Annotated in this window: 20 protein-coding genes; 17 read left to right on the top strand and 3 right to left on the bottom strand. The window is 68.9% G+C overall.

The window, feature by feature from the left end:
* The first annotated feature begins 77 nt into the window (after positions 1-77).
* Positions 78-977, top strand: coding sequence for a metallophosphoesterase family protein (locus AC1DSO_RS04350; protein WP_477067680.1), 900 nt, complete (start codon positions 78-80; stop codon positions 975-977).
* 3 nt (positions 978-980) lie between these two features.
* Here AC1DSO_RS04350 and AC1DSO_RS04355 read toward each other — a convergent pair whose 3' ends face one another.
* Positions 981-1,481, bottom strand: coding sequence for a DUF2141 domain-containing protein (locus AC1DSO_RS04355; protein WP_477067681.1), 501 nt, complete (start codon positions 1,479-1,481; stop codon positions 981-983).
* A gap of 62 nt (positions 1,482-1,543) precedes the next feature.
* Here AC1DSO_RS04355 and AC1DSO_RS04360 point away from each other — a divergent pair, with 62 nt between their 5' ends.
* Genes AC1DSO_RS04360 through AC1DSO_RS04380 form a run of 5 tightly spaced genes read left to right on the top strand, consistent with a single transcriptional unit; the run spans position 1,544 to position 6,165 of the window.
* Positions 1,544-1,981, top strand: a complete 438-nt coding sequence (locus AC1DSO_RS04360; protein WP_477067682.1) for an HIT family protein — start codon at positions 1,544-1,546, stop codon at positions 1,979-1,981.
* On the top strand, positions 1,978-3,198 hold the full coding sequence (locus tag AC1DSO_RS04365; RefSeq protein ID WP_477067683.1) for an LptF/LptG family permease: 1,221 nt from the start codon (positions 1,978-1,980) through the stop codon (positions 3,196-3,198). The genes AC1DSO_RS04360 and AC1DSO_RS04365 overlap by 4 nt, the downstream gene beginning before the upstream one ends.
* Positions 3,195-4,256 (top strand): LptF/LptG family permease, encoded by a 1,062-nt coding sequence (locus AC1DSO_RS04370; protein WP_477067684.1) that lies wholly within the window; start codon positions 3,195-3,197, stop codon positions 4,254-4,256. The genes AC1DSO_RS04365 and AC1DSO_RS04370 overlap by 4 nt, the downstream gene beginning before the upstream one ends.
* A complete protein-coding gene (gene bcerS, locus AC1DSO_RS04375; protein ID WP_477067685.1) occupies positions 4,256-5,410 on the top strand; it encodes a ceramide synthase in 1,155 nt (384 codons plus the stop codon). Before AC1DSO_RS04370 ends, bcerS begins: the two co-directional genes overlap by 1 nt.
* Positions 5,314-6,165 carry a nucleotidyltransferase family protein gene (locus AC1DSO_RS04380; protein WP_477067686.1) on the top strand — a complete coding sequence of 284 codons (852 nt, stop codon included), beginning with the start codon at positions 5,314-5,316 and terminating at the stop codon, positions 6,163-6,165. Before bcerS ends, AC1DSO_RS04380 begins: the two co-directional genes overlap by 97 nt.
* On the opposite strand, the gene AC1DSO_RS04385 is transcribed toward AC1DSO_RS04380, so the two are convergent.
* Positions 6,162-6,920 carry a phosphocholine cytidylyltransferase family protein gene (locus AC1DSO_RS04385; RefSeq protein ID WP_477067687.1) on the bottom strand — a complete coding sequence of 253 codons (759 nt, stop codon included), beginning with the start codon at positions 6,918-6,920 and terminating at the stop codon, positions 6,162-6,164. The genes AC1DSO_RS04380 and AC1DSO_RS04385 overlap by 4 nt on opposite strands.
* A gap of 383 nt (positions 6,921-7,303) precedes the next feature.
* On the opposite strand from AC1DSO_RS04385, the gene AC1DSO_RS04390 reads away from it, so the two are divergent.
* The 11 genes from AC1DSO_RS04390 (at position 7,304) to AC1DSO_RS04440 (ending at position 17,975) form a co-directional block, all read left to right on the top strand.
* Complete coding sequence (locus AC1DSO_RS04390) at positions 7,304-8,506, top strand: glycosyltransferase family 4 protein (RefSeq protein ID WP_477067688.1); 1,203 nt, start codon at positions 7,304-7,306, stop codon at positions 8,504-8,506.
* A complete protein-coding gene (locus tag AC1DSO_RS04395; RefSeq protein ID WP_477067689.1) occupies positions 8,503-9,495 on the top strand; it encodes a flippase-like domain-containing protein in 993 nt (330 codons plus the stop codon). Before AC1DSO_RS04390 ends, AC1DSO_RS04395 begins: the two co-directional genes overlap by 4 nt.
* Positions 9,496-9,531: 36 nt before the next feature.
* A complete protein-coding gene (locus AC1DSO_RS04400) occupies positions 9,532-10,713 on the top strand; it encodes a DUF4331 family protein (RefSeq protein ID WP_477067690.1) in 1,182 nt (393 codons plus the stop codon).
* 3 nt (positions 10,714-10,716) lie between these two features.
* Positions 10,717-11,532, top strand: coding sequence for a DUF4198 domain-containing protein (locus tag AC1DSO_RS04405; protein ID WP_477067691.1), 816 nt, complete (start codon positions 10,717-10,719; stop codon positions 11,530-11,532).
* Positions 11,533-11,616: 84 nt separating this feature from the next.
* The gene (locus tag AC1DSO_RS04410; RefSeq protein WP_477067692.1) at positions 11,617-11,769 is read left to right on the top strand and encodes a hypothetical protein; all 153 of its coding nucleotides are present in this window, start codon (positions 11,617-11,619) and stop codon (positions 11,767-11,769) included.
* A 5-nt stretch (positions 11,770-11,774) separates the two neighbouring features.
* The gene (locus AC1DSO_RS04415) at positions 11,775-12,758 is read left to right on the top strand and encodes an alpha/beta fold hydrolase (RefSeq protein WP_477067693.1); all 984 of its coding nucleotides are present in this window, start codon (positions 11,775-11,777) and stop codon (positions 12,756-12,758) included.
* Positions 12,759-12,765: 7 nt separating this feature from the next.
* Positions 12,766-13,602, top strand: coding sequence for a helix-turn-helix transcriptional regulator (locus AC1DSO_RS04420; protein ID WP_477067694.1), 837 nt, complete (start codon positions 12,766-12,768; stop codon positions 13,600-13,602).
* A gap of 96 nt (positions 13,603-13,698) precedes the next feature.
* The gene (locus AC1DSO_RS04425) at positions 13,699-14,925 is read left to right on the top strand and encodes a rhamnogalacturonan acetylesterase (RefSeq protein WP_477067695.1); all 1,227 of its coding nucleotides are present in this window, start codon (positions 13,699-13,701) and stop codon (positions 14,923-14,925) included.
* Positions 14,915-15,898 carry an alpha/beta hydrolase gene (locus AC1DSO_RS04430; protein WP_477067696.1) on the top strand — a complete coding sequence of 328 codons (984 nt, stop codon included), beginning with the start codon at positions 14,915-14,917 and terminating at the stop codon, positions 15,896-15,898. Before AC1DSO_RS04425 ends, AC1DSO_RS04430 begins: the two co-directional genes overlap by 11 nt.
* Entirely contained in the window at positions 15,895-17,289 is a 1,395-nt protein-coding gene (locus AC1DSO_RS04435) for a rhamnogalacturonidase (protein WP_477067697.1), read from the top strand. Before AC1DSO_RS04430 ends, AC1DSO_RS04435 begins: the two co-directional genes overlap by 4 nt.
* Positions 17,286-17,975 carry a DUF6250 domain-containing protein gene (locus AC1DSO_RS04440; RefSeq protein ID WP_477067698.1) on the top strand — a complete coding sequence of 230 codons (690 nt, stop codon included), beginning with the start codon at positions 17,286-17,288 and terminating at the stop codon, positions 17,973-17,975. Before AC1DSO_RS04435 ends, AC1DSO_RS04440 begins: the two co-directional genes overlap by 4 nt.
* On the opposite strand, the gene AC1DSO_RS04445 is transcribed toward AC1DSO_RS04440, so the two are convergent.
* On the bottom strand, positions 17,955-20,627 hold the full coding sequence (locus AC1DSO_RS04445; RefSeq protein ID WP_477067699.1) for an exo-rhamnogalacturonan lyase family protein: 2,673 nt from the start codon (positions 20,625-20,627) through the stop codon (positions 17,955-17,957). The genes AC1DSO_RS04440 and AC1DSO_RS04445 overlap by 21 nt on opposite strands.
* Position 20,628: the final 1 nt, after the last annotated feature.

The raw sequence follows: 20,628 nt of genomic DNA on the forward strand, positions 1-20,628 counted from the left end.
AGACAGATATACCCCTTGTAACCCGAGCCGATTGATAAGCAGCTTCGGCTGCTTCGACCAGAACGACCCGAACCGTCTTGTCCATATACCGCATCGCGCACCTGTCCGATCCCCACTTGCCGCCGCCGCGTGGCGCTTTCGGCTGGAAGGACATCTTCACCAAGCGCCTCCTCAGCCGCATCGCCTGGCGAAAGAAGCGCGAGGTTCACCGGCCCGAGGTGCTGGCGGCTCTGSTCGCCGACCTGAAGGCCGCCGCTCCCGATCATGTGGTGATCAGCGGCGACCTCACCAACTTTGCTTCGCGTACGGAGATCGCGGCGGCGCGGGCCTGGTTGGAAACCTTGGGCTCGCCCCAGGACTTCACCGTCAGCCCCGGCAATCATGACGCCCTGGCCGGCCCTGGCGGAGGCGAACGCTTCGCCACCYGGACCCCCTGGCTGGGCGACGCCGGCGAGGCCAGCTTCCCCCAGGTGCGGGTGCGCGGTCCGGCGGCGATCTTCAACCTGTGCTCGGCGGTGCGCACCGCACCGCACCTGGYCACCGGCCGCCTGGGCGAAGAGCAGTTGCAGCGCCTCGACGCCCTGCTGGCCGATCCAGCCTATGCCGGCCTCTTCCGGATCGTGGTGCTGCACCACCCGCCGCAGAAGGGCGCTGTGGCCAAGCGCAAGGCCTTGGAGGACCAGGAGGCGCTCAGGACCATTCTGGCTCTGAGGGGCGCGGACCTCGTGCTGCACGGCCACGCCCACGAATCCCTCGTGGGGTCGGTTCCCGGTCCGAACGGCTCGGCCATTCCGGTGCTGGGGGTTTCCTCCGCTTCAGCCAAGCCCAGCGGCCATTCGCCAGCTCGTTGGCACACGATCGAGATCGAGCCGCGCCCCACGGGCGGCTATCGCGCCAGGGTCGTGGCGCGCGGCATCGAGCCTGGCCGCGACAGCCTCACCGAATTGGGCCGCTACAGCCTCGTCGACGTGACCTGAGCGTCAGCGCGGGTAGCGAACCTTGATGCGGATCGTCGTCTCGCCCACCGGCTTGACGCCGAAGCGCACCGCGTCGAACGACGGCAGGCCAAACTTGGTCGGCGCGTCGTTGGAGAATCCGTAGCCCTCCGTCGGCATGCCCTCGGGGCTGCGATCCAGCTCCTTGTCGCCATTGGTGTCGTGAAAAACGAACACGGCGTAGGCGTCGGACGGCGACGGCAGATAGAAGCAGGCTTGGCTCATCGGGGCCGAGGTCTTGACCCGCTGGCGGGCCAGCTTGCCGCGCGGCGCCATGAAACGGCTGGGATCCCCCGAATAGACCGTGATGACGACCTCGCCCGCGTTCGAGCGCAAGGCGCCCACCTGGACGTTCAGTCGCGTCGCGGTCTTGCGGCCCACGCATTCCTTGTCCGTCAGCGCTCTAGCGGCGCCCTCGGCGCGAGCGATTCCCGCCATCGCGAACACCGCGAACATCGCGCCGACGAGAACGGATCGTGCTTTCATGTAAAAGGCCGCATCCCTATTGTTACGCGCGGGCGACATCAGCCCGAAGTTCCGGCTTTCTCATGACCAATCCCACCGCCCTGGCGTTCGGCTATCCCGGTTCCAAGATCGCGGAAACCGATCACTGGCTGATTCTTCTCCGTCCGAAGCAACCGACATTTGGGTCTTTGGTCCTGGTGTGCAAGGAAGCTGTCCAGGCGTTCTCCGATGTGAGTCCCGCCGCCTTCGCCGACCTCCAAGTCGCCGTGGCCGGCATTGAACGCTTACTGAAGGCGCAAGTCGACTACGAGAAGATCAACTACCTGATGCTGATGATGGTCGACAAGGACGTCCACTTCCACGTGCTGCCCCGCTACGCCGGGACTCGCGAGCATGACGGCCAGGCGTTCCCGGACGCCGGCTGGCCAGCCGCGCCGACCTTGGGCGCGGCCGTCGACCTGTCGCCGGAGGCCGTCGAACGCCTCGCCCAACGTTTCGCGCAAGCCTGGGTTCAAGCGTGAGCGCCAAGGATCTGCAAGCCGGCGGCCTTCGCCTGATCGACCGCTATCTGCTGCGCCTGCTGGTCTGGCCGCTGGTCGGCTGCTTGGGCGTCACGGTCGTGGCCCTGTTGCTGGAACGCACCCTGCGCCTGCTGGACGTGCTGTCGCAGAGCAGCGCCCGCTTCGGCTACGTCTCGCAATTAGCCGTCAATCTGGTGCCGCACTACATCGGCCTGGCGCTGCCGGTCGCGTTCTTCGTGGCGCTGTTCATCGTCATCGCGAAGCTGTCTGACGGCTCGGAGATCGACGCCCTACTCGCCAGCGGCCAGTCACTGGAGCGGATCGCCGCGCCATTCCTGGTGGTCGGCGTGCTCCTCAGCATCTTCAGCGTGGTCGTCTTCGGCTACATGCAGCCCTACAGCCGCTACACCTTTCGCGCGGTCATGCACGCGGCGATCAACGCCGGCTGGAACGGACGCCTGGCGGGCGGCGCCTTCATCGACGACAAGGGCTCGCTGCTGACCGCCGACAGCGCCGACGTCGCCGGCCAACGCCTGACCCGCGTCTTCATCCGCCGCCTGGACACGCGGGGCCAGGAGGAGATCATCACCGCCGCCTCGGCCGACCTTAAAATGGACCCTGGCGGCAAGACCATCACCATGGACCTGCGCGACGGCCGCCGCATCGCGCACGACGCCGCCGGCGCCTATCGCAACCTGGCCTTCGACAGCCTGACCACCCAGACGCCTCTATCCGCCGCCGCGGTGCTGCTGCGCAATCGAGGCGGCGACGAGCGCGAACTGACGCTCGGCGAACTGGCGCGGCAGGCCAAGTCGCCCCACCCCGTCGTCTCCAAGGCCACCCTGCTCAGCGAGCTCTACGGCCGCTGGGCGCGGGCCATCTTCCTGCCGTTCCTGCCGCTGCTGGCCTTCCCCTTCGGCTTGGCGTCCAAGCGCGGCAACCGAGGTCCGGGCCTGGTGATGGCCGGCCTGCTGTTGTTGGCCTTCCAACACTCGCTGCTGCTGGGCCAGGGCATGGCCAAGGTCGGCATGGTCCCGCCGTTCCCGGCGATCTGGGTTCCCTTCACGGTGTTCGCCTCCCTGGCCGTCTGGCTGTTCGTCGGCAGCCGCACGCGCCCCGGCGATACGCCGGTCTCGCGCCTGGTTCGCCGCATCAACAACCTGGTCGCGCGCTTTATCCGCGCCCTGCCGAAACCGAAGAAGCGGCGTCCCGCATGAAGCTGCAGCTCTACGTCCTGCGGACGGCCGCCAGCCGCATCCTCGTCGCGGCCGTGATCCTGATGTCCATCCTGCAGATGCTGGACCTGCTGGACGTCACCCCGGACATCCTCGAGCGGGGCCTTGGTGTCGCGGGCGTGGCCTATTACGCCGCCCTGCGCATGCCGCGTCTGTTCGAGCAGGTCGCCCCGATCGCGGTGCTGGCCGGCGGCCTGTTCGCCTTCTCACAGCTGGCCCGCGAAAGCGCCGTGGTGGCCATGCGCGCCAGCGGTATTTCCGGCTATCGCATCGTCGGCATGGCCATTCCGGCGGCCGTCGCGGTCATGCTGCTGGACGTCCTCTGCAGCCAGGTGCTTGCCCCGCGCGCTGACCCGACCCTGGCCGAGTGGTGGAAGAACACGACGCCGATCGCCGAACGCAAGGTCCCCGCCCCACGCACGTTCCGCGCTGGGACCGACCTCGTCATGGCCGCCAGCGCCTCGGCGGACGGTCGCGACATGACGGGCGTCACCGTCTTCCGCCGCGACACCAAGGGCATCCTGATCGAAAAGGTCGAGGCCGCCCGGGCGCACTACAAGGGCGGAGCCTGGGCGCTGGAGCAGCCGAAGACCACCCGCTTCACCGGCGACCTGGCCCGGGTTTCGACGGCGGCCTTGACCACCTGGCCAACGGCCCTGCGACCGCAAGACGTGCAGGGCCTGTTCGGCGACGATGGCGTGCCCACCGCCGCCTCGGCCCGCCGGGCGCTGCAGAACGGCGGCTCGGACCGCCCGGAGAGCTTCTACGCCACGCATCTGCAAGCAGCCTTCGCCAGTCCTTTCGTGTCGCTGGTCATGCTGCTGCTCAGCGCTCCCGTGGCGCTGGCCAATTTCCGCAGTGGCCAAGGCGCCGTCCTGCTCACGGCGGGCCTGGCGGCCGGCCTCATGTTCCTGGTGACCAATGGCATGCTGACCGCGCTTGGCGAGTCCGGCGCCCTGTCCCCCATCCTGGCCGTCTGGGCCGCTCCCGCGATCTTCGGCGCCCTCGCCGCCCGAACCTTCTTGGCCCTGGAGGGGTGATGCCTTTCGACTCCACGAACGCCGACCTCTCGGTCATCCCGGTCAAGACCGCCGAGGAGCTGAAGCGATTCATCGCCCTGCCCGCGCGTCTCAACGCCAAGGATCCCAACTGGATCACGCCGCTGACCATGGAGCGGATCGAGGCTCTGTCGCCGAAGACCAACCCCTTCTTCGACCACGCCGAGGTTCAGCTGTTCATCGCCACGCGCGGCGGTCGCGACGTCGGCCGGATCAGCGCCCAGATCGACCAGCTGACCCCGCAGCCCGCGCCGGGCCGCCTGGACGGCCACTTCGGCATGATCGCCGCCGAGGATGACGCGGCGGTGTTTCAGATCCTGTTCCGCGCCGCCGAGGACTGGCTGCGCGCGCGCGGCCGCACCCACGTGGTCGGCCCGTTCAACCTGTCGATCAACGAAGAGGTCGGCCTGCTGGTCCACGGCTTCGATACGCCGCCGATGATCCTGATGGGCCACGACCCTGCCTATACCGGCAAGCGGGTCGAGGAGCAGCGCTACGCCAAGGCCCGCGACGTCTTCGCCTACAGGGCCGACGAGACCGGAGACATCCCCGAGATCGCCCTGCGCCGCGTCAAGCGCGGCCTGCCCTCGGGCGTCGTGCTGCGCCAACTGGACATGAAGCGCTACGACGAGGAGGTCCAAACCTTGACGGACATCCTCAACGACGCCTGGAAGGACAACTGGGGCTTCACCGCCACCACCGAGGCCGAGACCCGCCAGTTGGGCAAGGCCCTGAAGCAGGTGATCGACAAGCGCCTGATCTGGTTCGCCGAGATCGACGGCGAGGCGGCGGGCGTCGTGGTCTTCCTGCCCAACGTCAACGAGGCGATCGCCGACCTGAAGGGCAAGCTGCTGCCGTTCGGCTGGGCCAAGCTGCTGTGGCGACTGAAGGTCAAGGGCGTGAAGTCGGCCCGCATTCCGCTGATGGGCGTCAAACGCAAGTTCTCGACCACCCAGCGCGGCCGCATGCTGCCGTTCTGGATGATGAAGGCCAGCCGCGATAGCGCCATTGGCCTGGGTTACAACCGCTTCGAGATCTCGTGGGTGCTCGAGGACAATACGGCCATGTGCCACATCGCCGAGAACGTCGGCGGCACGCACTACAAGACCTATCGGATCTACGAGAAGGCCCTGTGATCAGCCACTTCAAGGCGCTGATCCTGGCCGGTTCGCGCGGCGGCGAGGTCGATCCGGCCGCCGCCTATGCGGGGGTCGCCCACAAGGGCCTGATCGTGCTGCAAGGACAGACCTTGCTGGCGCGGGTTCTGGGCGCGGTCGAGACCGCCGGCGCGGCCACGATCGGCGTCTCGGCCAATGACGAGGCGATCCGCGCGGCGCTGGTGAGTTCCAAGGCCGTCCTCTTGCCGCCCGCCGCCGGGCCAAGCCAGAGCGTCGCCGAAGGCGCGGGCGTATTGGGCTTCCCGCTGGTGGTGACCACGGTCGACCACGCCCTGCTCAAGCCCGAGTGGATCACCCAGTTCCTGGCCGACACGCCCGACTGGGCCGACGTCGCTGTGCTGCTGGCCCCCGAGGACCGCGTGCGCGAAGCCGCGCCCCAGACCAAGCGAACCTATCTGAAGTTCCAGGATGGCCGCTATTCCGGCTGCAACCTGTTCCTGTTGCGCGACGAGCGGGCGATGGGCGTGGTCCAGCTGTGGCGCAAGGTCGAGGCCTTGCGCAAGCAGCCGTGGAAGATCGCCGCCATGCTGGGGCCGAGCTTCCTGCTCCGCTATGTGCTTGGGCTGCTGACGCTGGATCAGGCCGTGGCGCGCCTGGGCAARCTGGCCGGCGTCAAGGCCGCGGCCGTGCGCGCCCACGACGGCCTGGCCGCCGTGGACGTCGATAAACCGTCGGATCTGGATCTGGTGCGGGAGCTGGTGGGGGAAGCCTAGGCCGAAACCGCTTCCTTCGCCGCCCAAGCCTCGGTCAGGGCGCGGTTGCCGACCAGGTCTTCCGGGAAGTCCATCTCGGCCCAATCCAACCCCTCGATCGAGCGCACGCGCACGGCGTCGTGGTTCTGGGCGATCTCGTTGATCACGCTGAGATACCAGCGCTTTAAGCCTTCCGGCGTGCGCATGATCGCTTCCAGCGTGCTGATGAACAGCGCCGCGCCCTCGGCGTCGAAGCGCAGGAAGCCGATCGACTCGGCGTCATATTGCGTGATGGTCTTGCCGATGGCGCGCAGGGCGTCGCCGTCGGTCAGCACCTTCATGTCGTCGGCGTCGTACGAGCTCTTGCGGTCGACCGTCACGGTGATCGGCGCGGAGGGCGCGCTGATCAGGCGCTCGGCGATCGCCGGCTCGAATAAGGTGTCGCCGTTGAGGATCATGAACGGCCCGCCGCGCATCTCCTCGCGCGCCAGCCAGCAGGTCGCGAGATTGTCGGTCACGCTGTAGAACGGATTGTAGAGCGTGCGGACGCTCATGCCCGGCAAACTCAGACGCGCCACCTCGGCCTCGACCAGGTCGCTGCGGAAGCCGGTGACGACCACCGCCTCGGTGACGCCCGCCTGATGCAGGTGACGCAGCTGCCACTCCAGCACCGAACGTCCGGCCAGTTCGACCAGGCACTTGGGGCGATCGTCGGTCAGCGGCGACAGCCGCTTGCCCTGGCCGGCGCTGAGGATGAGGGTCTTGACCGGCTGCATGACGTTTCGAAATCTCGCTGGGTTCGGGGCGTCTTCGCCCCGTAGGAATCGTTGGACCACGCGCTTGGCGGCCGCGCGCGCATAACTGAGCACGAACCCGCCTCGCGGCAAGGGCGCTCGGCGTTTCAAAACCGGTCATGGCGTCGCGGCGCAACCCCCCGCCGGCGCTTTTTCGGGAAAACGCGTCCCAAGGGTGACGGTGACGAGCCCCTGAGCGCCCCCGAGACCGACGCTACCCACGGTTCAGCTTGGGTTCAGCTTGACCTGAGGATTGTCCCTCCATCGACCGGGTCGCCCCCTTCCGGAAACTGAACCGTTCTCCCATATGGCCATTGTCATACGGAGGATTGGCGGGGGCCTCGACAGTAACCAACGGAGGCGTCGTGCAGCTCGCGGAAAGATTCAATTGTCAGCCCGCTGAGGAAAAACCCGCCGAAGGCCTGCGGCTGGCGTTGTTCTCCGGCAACTACAACTACACGCGCGACGGCTCGAACCAGGCCCTGAACCGGCTCGCGGCCTACATGATCGATGCGGGCGCCCAGGTGCGAGTCTACTCGCCTACGACCGACACGCCCGCCTTCGAGCCCGCCGGCCAACTCGTCTCGGCGCCGTCGGTGGCGATCCCCGGGCGCCACGAGTACCGGCTAGCCCTGGGCCTGACCCGCGCCCTGCGCGCCGATCTCGACCGGTTCCAGCCGACAGCCATCCACCTCTCCGCACCCGACCTCTTGGGCGCTCAGGCCGGCCGCTGGGGCCGCAACCAGGGCCTGCCGGTGGTCGCCAGCCTGCACACGCGGTTCGAGACCTATCTGTCGTATTACGGCCTCGACTGGCTGCGGCCGAGCGCCGAGCGTTATCTGGACCGGTTCTATCGCGGCTGCGACCGGGTCTTGGCGCCCAACGCGCCGATCGCCGACCTTTTGCGCGAACAGGGTCTGGGCGAGCGCGTCCGGGTCTGGGGTCGCGGCGTCGATCGCGAGCGGTTCTCTCCGGCGCGGCGAGACACGGCCTGGCGCCGGTCGCTGGGCGTCGCCGACCACGAGGTCGTCGTCGCCTTCCTCGGCCGGCTGGTCATGGAAAAGGGCCTGGACGTCCTGGCCGAGACCATGGTCCGTCTACGCGATCAGCCGATCCGCCCGCTGATCATCGGCGAGGGTCCCGCCCGCGCATTCCTGGAGGCCAAGCTGCCCGAGGCGATCTTCACCGGCCATCTTAACGGCGAGGCCTTGGGCCGCGCGGTGTCCAGCGCCGACATCCTGTTCAACCCCAGCCTGACCGAAGCCTTCGGCAATGCCAGCCTCGAGGGCATGGCGGCCGGTCTGGCCGTGCTGTGCCCGCGCGCGCCCAGCACCAGCGCCCTGATCACCGGCGGTCTGGACGGCGTGCTGATCGAAGGCGCGGACGCCAAGGCCTATGCCGGCGCGATCCAGAGCCTGGTCGCCGAGCCGATGCGCCGCCTGCGACTAGGCCGCGCTGCGCGGCTGTCCAGCGCCCGCTACGACTGGAACACGATCTGTTCGTCCGTGCTGGACGTCTATCGCGAGCTGGGCGCGGCGCCTGTCCAGCGCGTGCGCTCGGCGGCATGAAGAAGACCGGGCGACCATCTTGGCGAGGCTGGCTGCTGACGGCCGGCGTCGCCCTGCTGGCGCTCCTGTTGGCCACCCACGGCGTGGGGGCGCTACGCGAGATCGTGCAGCGGGTCGGCTGGCAAGCGATCCTGATCGTGGCCGCCCATCTGCCCGTCACCCTGTTGGCCACGATCGGTTGGCAGGTGCTGTTGCCGCCGGATCGACGTCCACCCTTGGACTTCCTGTTCCGCCTCCGCCTGGTCAAGGAGGCCGTCAACGCCCTGCTCCCGGTCGCCCAGGTCGGCGGTGACGTCGTACGGGCCAAGCTTTCCGTTCGCAACGGCCTGACCCAGGCGGAGGCCACCGCCAGTTGTGTCGTCGACGTGCTGGCAGGCATGGTGGGCCTGGTGCTGTTCGTCCTGACCAGCCTGGTCGTGGCGATGGTCACCCTGCACGACCCGCGCCCGGCGCAAGCCGGACTGGCCCTGATCGTTCTGGTCGCCGCGATCGCTCTGTCGCTGTTCGTCGCCCACAAGGCTGGCGTAGGCCGGCGTCTGGGCCAGTTCTCGCAACGCTGGACCGCCGCCGCCAGCCGGGTCGGCGAGCTGGGCGAGGCCTTTCGCGGCATCGGCCGCCAGCGCGCCAATCTTTTCGCCTCCTGGGCCTGGCATATGGCCGCCTGGATCGGCGGCGCGTTCGAGACCTATGTCTCGATGTGGGCCCTGGGCCTGAACCCCACCCTGTTGCAGGCCCTGATCGTCGAGGGCCTGGCTCAGACGGCCAAGGTCGTCGGCTTCGCCATCCCTGGAGCCCTGGGCGTGCAGGAAGGCGGTTATCTGCTGCTGGGCGGGGCCCTGGGCCTGACGCCCGACCAGGCCCTGGCGCTGTCGCTGCTGCGCCGCCTGCGCGAGCTGACCTTGGGCGGGATCGGCCTGATCCTGTGGCGCGCGACGCGCTCGCCCACGTCGATCGCTAAAGAATCCGACAGCGAAGCGGCGGTCGCCTGAGGCCTATCAGGCGGGTCAGCAACCCGCCGGATCGCCATGCGCCCCTCCCTCTGGACTACCGCCGCCCTCGCCAGCTTCGTCCTGTCGGCCGGCCACGCCGCCGCCTCGGACCATCTCGACACGCCCAGCGTCATCGCCGACGCCCGCGCCGACATCGGCGACCTCTACGCCTGGACAGCGCCGGACGGCCGCCACCTGAACCTGGTCATGCCGATCGTCGGGCACGGCTTCTCGGACCGCCTGACCTACGCCTTCCATATCGACAGCGGCCAGCGGTTCGGAGCCACGACGGTCAGCGTCACCATCGCTTGCCGATTCCCGAGCCCAGGCCAGGCCGACTGCCACCTCGGCGAGGACGTCGCGCGGGGCGCTGCCGAGACGCCCGAGGGTCTGCGCAGCCGACATGGCCAATTCCGCGTTTTCGCTGGCCTTCGGGATGATCCGTTCTTCAACAACGTGCGCGGTACGCGCGCGGCCTATGACGTCGCGGCCGCCGGCCTGAAGGCCGGCGCGCCTGTCGACATCGCGGGCTGCCCGACCTTCGACGCCGCCACCGTCGCGTCGATCCGCCACGAGTGGAGCCACACGAAGGGCGGCCCGGCCCAGAACCTGCTCGCCGGCTGGACCCCGGCCTCGATCGTCGTCCAGGTCGAGCTGAAGGCCGTCGCCAAAGGCGGGCCGATCCTGGCCGTCTGGGCCAGCACCACTTCCAGCCAGCGCCAGATCGACCGCGCCGCCCGGCCGCTAACCGGCAACGCCCTCTTGGGCACGATCGCCAGCGACGCCGAGCAGGACCGGATGAAGGAGGCCTACAACGCCGCCACGCCGGCCGACGGCGCGCAATTCGTCGCCGAAATCGAGAAGGGCCTGGCGCTCTACGACGGCTTCGACGGCCAGTGCGGCAACCAGTTGCTGGCCGCGCCTAAGATTGACGCCCATCGCTACCTGGCCCTGGCCCGACTGCTGGCCGACGATCGCCAATGGGTGAACAGCGGATCGAGAACCTGCGCCCAGCTGTTCGCGGTCGAGATGGCGACGTTGGCCCGTCGGCCGACCAGCGGCGACTGCGGTGGTCGCGCGCCCAGCTACAGCGCCGTCAACGTCTACCGCTCGCTGCTGGTCGACGGGACCAACACCAGCATCGATGACGGCCTGAGCCAAGACGAGCAGCCGGTCTCGGACGCCGCCTTCCCCTTCCTGTCGCCGCCGAAGTCCTGACCGATGCGCGTTCGCCTCCCTTCTGGCCTCGCCGCCCTGGCCTTCTGCCTGGCCGCGCCACCGGTCCTCGCCCACGACTTCTGGCTGCAGCCCCAGGCTTTTCAGGTCGCCGCCGGCGCGACCATCCCCCTGACCCTGCAGGTCGGCCACGGCGGCGCCCGCCAACGCTCTCCGATCCGCAAGGACCGCATCGTCAGCTTCGAAGCGGTCGGGCCCGAGGGGCGACTGGACCTGACCGGTGACCTGCATCCGGGAGAACCGGACGAGGACGGCCGCCTTCGCCTCTCCGCGCCCGGTCAGTACGTCGTGCTGCTGACGACCGACGACCACGCCGAGAGTCACTTGCCGGCCGATCGCTTCAACCTGCACCTTGAGGCCGAGGGCCTGACACCCGCCCAGGAGGCTCGTCGCCGTCAGGGCCGCGAGGCTGCCGATGGCTCCGAGCGCTATAGCCGCGTCGCCAAGGCCATCGTCCAGGTTGGGGCCGGCGGAACGGCGGCCAGCCTAACGCCTTTGGATCTGCCGCTGGAGATCGCGCCCGAAGCAGATCCCTATGCGCCGGGCCGATCACCTGAGCTGCCGGTGCGCGTCTACCAGCACGGCCGCCCGCTGGCCGGAGCCTTGGTCAAGCTGACGGATCTGGCCCACGACGCCGAGCCGGTCGAGATCCATCGCACCGACGCCGCCGGCCGCGCCCGCTTCCAGGTCCCGCCGCACGGCGCCTGGCTGCTGACCGTGGTCTGGACCCGCCCCCTGACCGCCGACGCCGAGGTCGATTTCGAGACCGTGTTTTCCAGCCTCAGCCTGGGCGATCGCTAAAGATCCTGACAGCGGCGCGGGCCCCGGACGTGGTCCTTCTCATCCCAACGAACACCCAAAAACACCAAGACAGGAGATCCTCCCATGGACCCCAAGACCTGCGCCGCCTGCGACTGCGAGCTGGAGAGCGACGCCATCACTGTGACCATCGGCGGCCGGACCGTCGAGGTCTGCTGCCAGGCCTGCGCCGCGTTGCTGGGCGAGGCTCAGACGGCCATCGCCGGTCCGGAGGCGTGAGCCCGATGCGCCCCGATATGACTCGCCGCCGCTGGCTGATCGCCTCGACGGGCCTAGCCGCCACCGCCCTGCTGGGCGGCGTCGCCCGCGCCCACGGCTCCGACGCCGAAGATGACGCCGACGCAGCCGAGCGCTGGACCCGCGAACGCCGCTTCCAGGCCACGCCCTATGGGCGCACAGCCTATATCGATCGAGGAACCGGCCCTACGGCGCTGTTCCTGCACGGCTTTCCGCTGAGCGGCTTCCAGTGGCGCGGAGCCATCGACCGCCTGTCGAAGGTCCGCCGCTGCTTGGCGCCCGACTCCATGGGCCTGGGCTTCACCGAGGTTCTGCCCGGCAAGTCGGTGACGCCGGACGACCAGGTGAAGATGCTGATCGCCTTTCTGGACGCCCTATCGGTCGACACCGTGGACCTGGTCGCCAACGACAGCGGCGGCGCGGTCGCCCAGCTGCTGGCCATTCGTCATCCCCAGCGGGTGCGCTCGCTGCTGCTAACCAATTGCGACGTCGAGCCCGACAGTCCGCCGCCGGCCCTGAAGCCGGTGTTCGAGCTGGCCGAAATGGGCATCTGGCCCGACGCTTGGCTGGCCCCGTGGCTGAAGGACAAGGCCAAGGCCCGCGCGCCCGACGGCCTGGGCGGCATGTGCTTCTCCAACCCCGAGCACCCGACCGACGCGGCGATCGAGCAGTATCTCGGCCCCATCCTGCAATCGGTCGAGCGCAAGGATCTGGCCAACCGCTACGCCCTGGGCCTGAAGCCCAATCCGCTGGCGGGGATCGAGGCGAGCTTGCGCAAGCTGGACATCCCGGTGCGCGTCGTCTGGGGCATGAGCGACGGCATCTTCGCCAAGGACAATCCGGATTACCTGGCTCGGGTCCTGCCGCGCGTGGAGGGCATTCGTCGAATTCCGGAAGCCAAGCTGTTCTTCCCGGAGGAGTATCCCCATATCATCGCCGAGGAAGCACGGCGGCTATGGAAGGTCGCCTAGAGGGATCATGAGCGGATACGCCGTCCAGCAACTGCTCGATACGCCGACCGTGTCGCTTTACGACGTGGTCTGCGATGGCGCATGCCGGCACAAGAGCCCCGAGGAGTGCGCCCACGGCGCGCACCTCGTGTTCCCCTATCGCGGACTGTTCATGCACCACCTGGGCGGCGACCGCGATGCGGTGGCCGAGCCCAACCAGGTGGTGTTCCTCAACAGCGAGGAAGGCTTCCGCATCAGCCATCCCGTCGGCGGCGGCGACGCCTGCCTGTCGCTGTCGCTGAGCGAGACCATGCTGGCCGAGCTGACGCCCAAGGACCAGACACGCGGCGGTCCCTTGGTCAGCTTCGAGCGGCAGCGGCGGCGGATCGATCCCCGCGCCCAGGCCCTGGTCGCCCTGTTGCGCCACAGCCTGTCACGCGGCGCGATCGAGACCCTGGAGGCCGAGACCCTCAGCCTGACCCTGGTGCGCCGCGCCCTGGGTGAGCGGACCTCGCACGCCGCGGCAGCCAGCTGGGGTCGCCAAAAGCTCGTCGATCGCGCCAAGCTGGTGCTGGCCTCTGACCTCGGCCGCCGCTGGACCCTGGCCGAGATCGCCGATGAGGTCGGAGTCTCGCCCGTCTATCTGACCCAGATGTTCCAGCAGGTCGAAGGCGTGCCGCTCTATCGATATCATTTGCGGCTGCGTCTGGCCCGAGCCTTGGATCTGCTGGACAGCTACGACCACCTGACCAACCTGGCTCTGGATCTGGGCTTCTCCAGCCACAGCCATTTCAGCGCCGCCTTCAAGCAGGCCTACGACCGTACGCCGGCTGAGTTCCAGCGCTCGGTCCGCGCCGGGACGTAAGTCCCACATTCCAGGATAATGTCCTGTATTTTGACATTGAAACCCCCTGCTGGCGGCGCTACCAAGATCACGGACACGGCGCGCAAGGGAGGCGGCATGATCCTGGACCGGCGCAAGCTGTTGGCGAGCCTCGTTCTCGCGCCGAGCGTCGCGCTCGCCAGGGAGGTCGCGCCCGTGTGGGCCTTCGATTTCACGACATCACCTTCCATCGGGCCCTTTGATCCCGCCATCGGCCATGGCTTCGAGCCAGGATCCGACCGCCTGTTCTCCGTCCGCGTGCCGGAGGGCGACTATCGGGTCACGTTGGAACTCGGCGGCGACAAGGCCTCCGAGACCACGGTAAAGGCCGAGGCCCGACGGCTGATGCTGGAAAACGTCCGAGTCGACGCGCGCCAGACCGAGACGCGTGCGATTGTCGTCAATGTCCGCCGCCCCGACCTCACGCCGCCGCCGCGCAACGCGCCCGGCGGAACGCGGGTCCTGCTCAATCCACGCGAGGTCGGCAGCTTCAACTGGGACGACAAGCTGACCCTGGAGTTCTGCGGCTCCACCGCCGCCGTGCGGCGATTGAGGATCGAGCCAGTCACCATCCCCACCGTCTTCCTGGCTGGCGATTCCACGGTCACGGACCAGAATGGCGAGCCGGCGGCCAGCTGGGGCCAGATGCTGCCGCGCTTCTTCAAGCCAGAGGTGTCGGTCGCCAACCACGCCGAGTCCGGCGAGACCCTGAAGTCGTTCCTGACCGAACACCGCCTCGACAAGCTCCTGAGCGGAATCAAGCCGAGCGACTGGCTGCTGATCCAGTTCGGCCACAACGACCAGAAAACTCAGTGGCCCCAGACCTATGTCGAGGCGGCCACCACCTATCGCGACTATCTGCGGGCGTATGTTGGCGAGGCGCGGCGGCGCGGGGCGACGCCTGTGCTGGTGACCTCGATGCACCGCCGCAAGTTCGACGCCGCCGGCAAGATCGTAAACACCCACGGCGACTATCCGCAGGCGGTGCGCGACACGGCCAAGGATCTCGGCGTCCCGCTGATCGACCTCCATGCGATGAGCGCCACGCTCTACGAAGCACTGGGGCCCGACCAGGCGCCGAAAGCCTTCAACGACGGCGGCAAGGACGCCACCCACCACAACAACTACGGCGCCTATCAACTGGCGCGCTGCGTGGTCGAGGGGATCCGGGCCGGCGTGCCGGACCTGGCGGCCCACCTGACGAGCGACCTGCCGCCGTTCGATCCGGCGCATCCGCCCTCACCCGACACCTTCATCCTGTCGCCCAGTGCGGCGCGCATCCAGGAGCCGCCTCGTGGAAACTAGAAGAGGGGCGATTGAAACCGACCGCCGCGCCCTGCTGGGCCTCGCCGCCGGCCTGGCGGCCCTGCCCGCTCTGGCCCGCGCGGCGGAGGGCGCTCCTGGCGTCGAAACCGTCGATCTCTGGCCCAAGGGCGCGCCCGGCGGCGAGAAGGTCACCGTCACCGAGCAGGTGATCTTGCGCACGCCCGGCGGCGATCCGAACGACACCGCCTTCCTGAACGTGACCAAGCCCTGGCTGACCCTGCGCCGCCCGGCCAAGCCGAACGGCGCGGCGGTGCTGATGATCCCCGGCGGCGGTTATCGCCGCGTGGCGGTGGGCAAGAACGGCGGACCGATCGACGCCTGGCTGGCCAGCCTGGGGATCACCGCCTTCGTCATGGACTACCGCCTGCCGGCCGATGGCTGGGCGGCGGGGCCGGACGTCTCCCTGCAGGACGCCCAGCGCGCCATCCGCCTGATCCGCGCCCGCGCCCCGTCGCTAGGTGTCGACCCGGCCAAGGTCGCGGTGATCGGCTTCTCGGCCGGCGGCCACGTCGCCGCGCGCCTGGCCACCCAGTTCGGCCGCGAAACCTACGCCCCGGTCGACGACGCCGACAAGCTGCCGACCCGACCCTTCGCGGCGGGCCTGTTCTATCCGGTCATCACCTTGACCGCGCCCTACGCCCACGGCGGATCGGTGAAGGAGATGTTCGGCGCCAATCCCACCGACGCGCAGCGCCAGGCCGTGTCGGTCGAGCTGAACACCCCGGCCGACACACCGCCGACCTTCATCGCCGCGGCGGCCGACGACAAGACCGTGCCGGTCGAGAACAGCGTGCTGATGTGGCAGGCCCTGCGCGCCCGGAAGGTCCCGGTTGAGATGCACCTGCAGGAGGTCGGCGGCCACGGCTTTGGCCTTCGCACGCCCGACGGCCAGCTCGCCCCCGCGATGACCGCGCTGGACGTGTTCTTCAAGCGGCACGGCCTCTACGCATGAGAGGCGACGGTCCGGCCCTGGCCACGGACGCGATCAACGCCGCCATCGCCCGTGCGCACGCACGCGGCGGCGGCGAGGTGGTGCTGCCGGCCGGACGCCACCTGTCGTTCTCGATCCGCCTGCTCAGCGGCGTCACCTTGCGGCTGGAAGAAGGCTGCGTGCTTGAGGCGGCCGATCCGGCGCTCCACGGTGGGACTTATGACGCCGCCGAACCCAATCCGCACGACCTGTGGCAGGACTTTGGCCATAGCCACTGGCGCAACAGCCTGATCTGGGGCGAGGATCTGGAGGACGTGGCCATCCTGGGCCCCGGCCGCATCGACGGCGTGGGACTGACCCGCGAAGGCCCCGGCTCGCGCTGGAGACGCCAGGCCGGCGAGTTCCCGCTCAGCATGGCCGGGCTGTCGGCCGAGGCGATGGCGGAACTGTCGCCGGCGATCGAGGCCATGGCGGGGCTGGGCAACAAGGCCATCGCCCTGAAGCGAGTGAAGCGGGCCCGGATCGAAGGCCTGACGATCTATCGCGGCGGTCACTTCGGGGTGCTGGCCAGCGGCTGCGAGGACTTGGTGCTGCGCGACCTCGTCGTCGACACCAACCGCGACGGGCTCGACATCGACTGTTGTCGCGGCGTCCTGGTCAGCGGCTGTCGCGTGAACACGCCCAATGATGACGCCATCGTGCTGAAGAGCTCGCTGGCGCTGGGCGAGCTGATCCCGACCGAACGCGTCGTGATCGAACACTGCGAGGTCAGCGGCTTCGACCTGGGGACGATGCTGGACGGAACCTTCGGTCGGACCCAGCTGGTTTCACCCGACCAGGACCGGGTCACCGGCCGCGTCAAGCTCGGCACGGAGTCCAACGGCGGGTTCCGCGACGTGACGATCCGCGACTGCCGCTTCACGCGTTCGCGAGGCCTGGCCTTGGAGGTCGTCGATGGCGGGACGATGGAGAATGTGGTCGCCGAGCGGCTGCACCTGTACGAGGTGACCACCGCACCGATCTTCCTGCGGGTCGGGGATCGGCGGCGTGGGCCGGAAGGCACGCCGCTGGGGTCCATGCGCGGCATCGTCCTGCGCGACATCGAGGCCTTCGACATCCTGCCCGACTACGCCGCCACGATCGCCGGCCTACCGGAGTCACCGATCCAGAACGTGACGCTGTCGAACATCCGGCTGTCCTATCGCGGCGGCGGGCCGGTGGAGTGGGCCGAGCGGCGGCCGGGCGACCTGCCGGAAGCCTATCCCGAGCCCAGCATGTTCGGCCCCTCCCCGGCCCATGGCCTGTGGGCGCGGCACGTGGACGGGCTGAAGATCGAGAACCTGTCTCTGGAGACGACAGCACCCGACGCGCGCCCGGCCCGGTTGTTCGAGAACGTCCACGAGGCGCCATGAGCCTCGACCGCCGAACCCTGCTGGCGGGCTTGGCCGCTGTGCCTTTCACGGGCCAAGGTCGGCGCTTGTTCGCCGACGACTTCCGTCATGGCCTGAAGCGCTGGGCGATCGAAGCCGAAAAGCCGGCGACCGTCACGGTCAAAGACGGCGTGCTGGACATCGTCGCTCCGGCCGGCCTCACGGCCTGGTTCAAGCCGGAGCTGATCGGTCCGGTGGCCGTCACCTACGAGGCCCAGGCGGTCTCGGCAGGTGGTCCCTACGACCGGGTCAGCGACCTGAACGCCTTCTGGATGGCGCGCGAGACCGATGGCGGCTCGCCGCTGGCGCATCCGCGCTCCGGGGCCTTCGCCGACTACGACACTTTGAAGACCTACTATGTGGGCCAGGGCGGCAACGGCAATACGACGACGCGCTTTCGCCGCTATGTCGGCAAACCCGGCGACCGGCCGCTATTACCGCAACACGACCACGCGGCCGCCGACGAGATGCTGGCGCCCAACCGCTGGACGCGCGTGCGGCCCGTCGCCGACGGCGAGCGCATCGAATACTGGTCCGACGGGCGCCGGCTGTTCGAGCACCGCGACCCTGATCCTTACACGCGCGGCTGGTTTGGCCTGAGGACGACCCAGAGCCATCTGCGGATGCGGAACTTCGCGGTCTTCGCCCTACTCCCAGCCGGCCGGTAGAGTCGCGGGCGCGGCGTCGCCGACCAAGGCCAGCAGTTCGAACAGGTTCAGCGACCATTGCGACGACTGGTTGGTCGAGACGTTGGCCATCTCGTCGATCGGATCCAGCACTGAAGGGCCCATCACGCGCTCGATCGGCGCCGGACGACTGGCCTTGCCCCCGCGCCCTTCGCTCAGGAACTCCTGCCAGGCGCGCTGAGCCAGGACCGGGTCGTTCAGTTTCCGCGCCGCCCAGGCGGTCAGGCGAGCGTGCCAGACAGGATAGGCGAAATAGCGGTCGATCGCCTTGGGTCCCAGGGCCGCCTGCCGCTCGGCCAGGGGCGCGCTGTAGTAGGCGCAGAACCGGGTCCAGGCCTTGGCCCAGGCCGGGTCGTCGATCAGGCCGTCCAGCTCGAACACGAACTCGGCCCCGCCCATGATCGTCACGAGGTGGTAGCTGCCCGTGAAGGCGCTGCCGAGATCGTAAAGGGTCGCGGTGGCCGGGTCGTACCCGAACGGCGGTCCGGTGAACATGCCGTTCGATGAGGCCGCGATCGCGTCCAGGCCCTTGACGATCTTGTCGCGCCAACGCGTGTCGCCGGTCCGCTCCCAGGCCACCAGCCAGTTGCTGGCGAAGGCGAACCAGTCGGGGCCGCTGCGCGCCTGGGTGGGATAGCTGGTCTTGCCAGCGACCTTGCGGACTGGATTGACCGCGGCCAGGGCGTGGTCGGCGTCGACCAGCTCGGCCATCAGGTCACCCGTCCGCTCGTCGGCGGTCAGGTAGTAATAATGGCGGCGCAGCAGCGACTGGCTGATCCGCGCCTCCTTGGCGCCATCGCCCCAGTGGCTGACGTTGTGGCGGGACCCGAGACCCTTGAACGGGCCCAGATGGTGAACGTCGACCTCACCGGTGTGGCGGGTCATGGCCTCGGCCATGCGGAACACGTCAGCGCGGCCGGTGCGCATGAACGCCGTCCATAGCCACAGGTCCGGGACCAGTTCGCTGTTGGCCCAGGCGTAGCCGCCGACGTCGTAGCGCCAGACGTGGCGGTCCTGATCGTAGGTGTGCATCACGTCGCCGTGGTCCCAGAACCCGTACCAGCGGCGCTGCTCGATCTCGTGCTGATAGAAGGCCAGCAGACGCTCGTGCTCCGCCTCCAGCTTGGCCTTGACCGGCGTGCAGCGGTCTACCGGCGCCCAGACACCGAACACGCCGCAGGCTTGGTAGTAGGCCGGGGCGCTGACGGGCAGCGGTGGCTCCGCCGTGGTCCGCGCCATGGCCGAGAGGGTCTCGCGCGACGGGGTGGCGGCTACTGGCCACAGGAACACCTGGTTGGTGCGGGCCACGCCCAGCGGGGTGCTGTGCCCCTCCTCGACGTCTTCGTACTGGATCTCCAGGCCGTGAGCGCGGTCGCTGTAGTGACGCAGATCCATGGCGCCGGCCTGAGGCGACCATAGCCACAGGGTGACGGTGGCGGCGTCGGTCGTCGCGCCCTCGATTTCCAGGCCGGTCGGATGGCGTTGCCAGAAATGACGGACGCCGAACGCGACCCCGCCGGAAACGCCACCGACATAGCCAAGGCCGGGAGAGCGGCCGCCGTGGTCGGCGCGTAACCAACTGCTTTTGGTGTTGGTCCGTTTGTCGATCGCGAAGGCGTCGGCGTCGCCCTGGAACAGGCGATAGCCATCCCAGGCGGGCACGGTCAGAAGCTGGTCGCGGGTCTTGGCGTCCATGGACGCGAGGTCGGGCACGCGCTCGCCGCGCAGCTGGTCGGGAAATTTGCCGGCCAAGGCGAACTTGGCGGGCTGCCAGCCCGGCAGGTTGCGGACGGCCTCGCCCCACATGCCCTCGCCTTCGCCGGCGAAGCGCACGTGACGGTTCTGAAGTTCGTCGGTCAGCGGGACGTCGAAACGAATCCCGAGGCCGGCGATGAAGTCTTTGTTTCCGTCGCCATCGAACACGAAGCTGTGGGTCAGGGTCAGCCGCCCCTCGGTGTCGACCGCGACCCGCACCGTGAACGGCAGCCAGTCCCGGCCCGCGCCGCGATGGCGGCCATCAAGGCGGATTACGGCCCGCACCGGACCGCGCTGTTCGACGGTCACCGTCTCGATCACGCCGTCGAAGACCTGGGTCTCGCGAGAGCCCAGATCACCCGGCGGCAGGGTTTGGTTGAGGCAGACGAGCCGACCGCCGCGCAGGGTCTCGCGCCCGGCCAGGTTGACGCTTTCGATCAAAGCCCCGCCCGGACGTCCGAAACGGCAGACAAGATCGCCAGCGACGACCTCGATCCGCTCGGATGTCTCGCGAACCTGGACGGGTTTGGGAGGAGCGACAGGCTTGCCCGGCCTAACTTGGAAGCCTTTGCCGGTCGCGCCCGAGACGGCGTGACCGGTCCATTTCAGCGAGCCGTCCGGCCAATAGGCCAGCGGCCAGGTCTGCAAAGGCAGAGCCTGGCCGTCGACACCGATGGCGGTCATGGCGGTCTTCGGCTTCACCGCCCCGCGCGGCCAGGGCGCGCCCCACACCGCCGCGCCAGGCGCGACAGGCGGAGCATCCCCCAGCCAATGCAGATCGGCCGAAACGACCGGGGCGGCGGTGGCCTCGCCGAACCCGCCTAGGGTGGCAGGAAGGGCCAGGCCGGAACCCAGCACTCCCCGCCGCGAGACCGTCACG

It is taken from the genome of Caulobacter sp. P4_E5 (assembly GCF_056401555.1).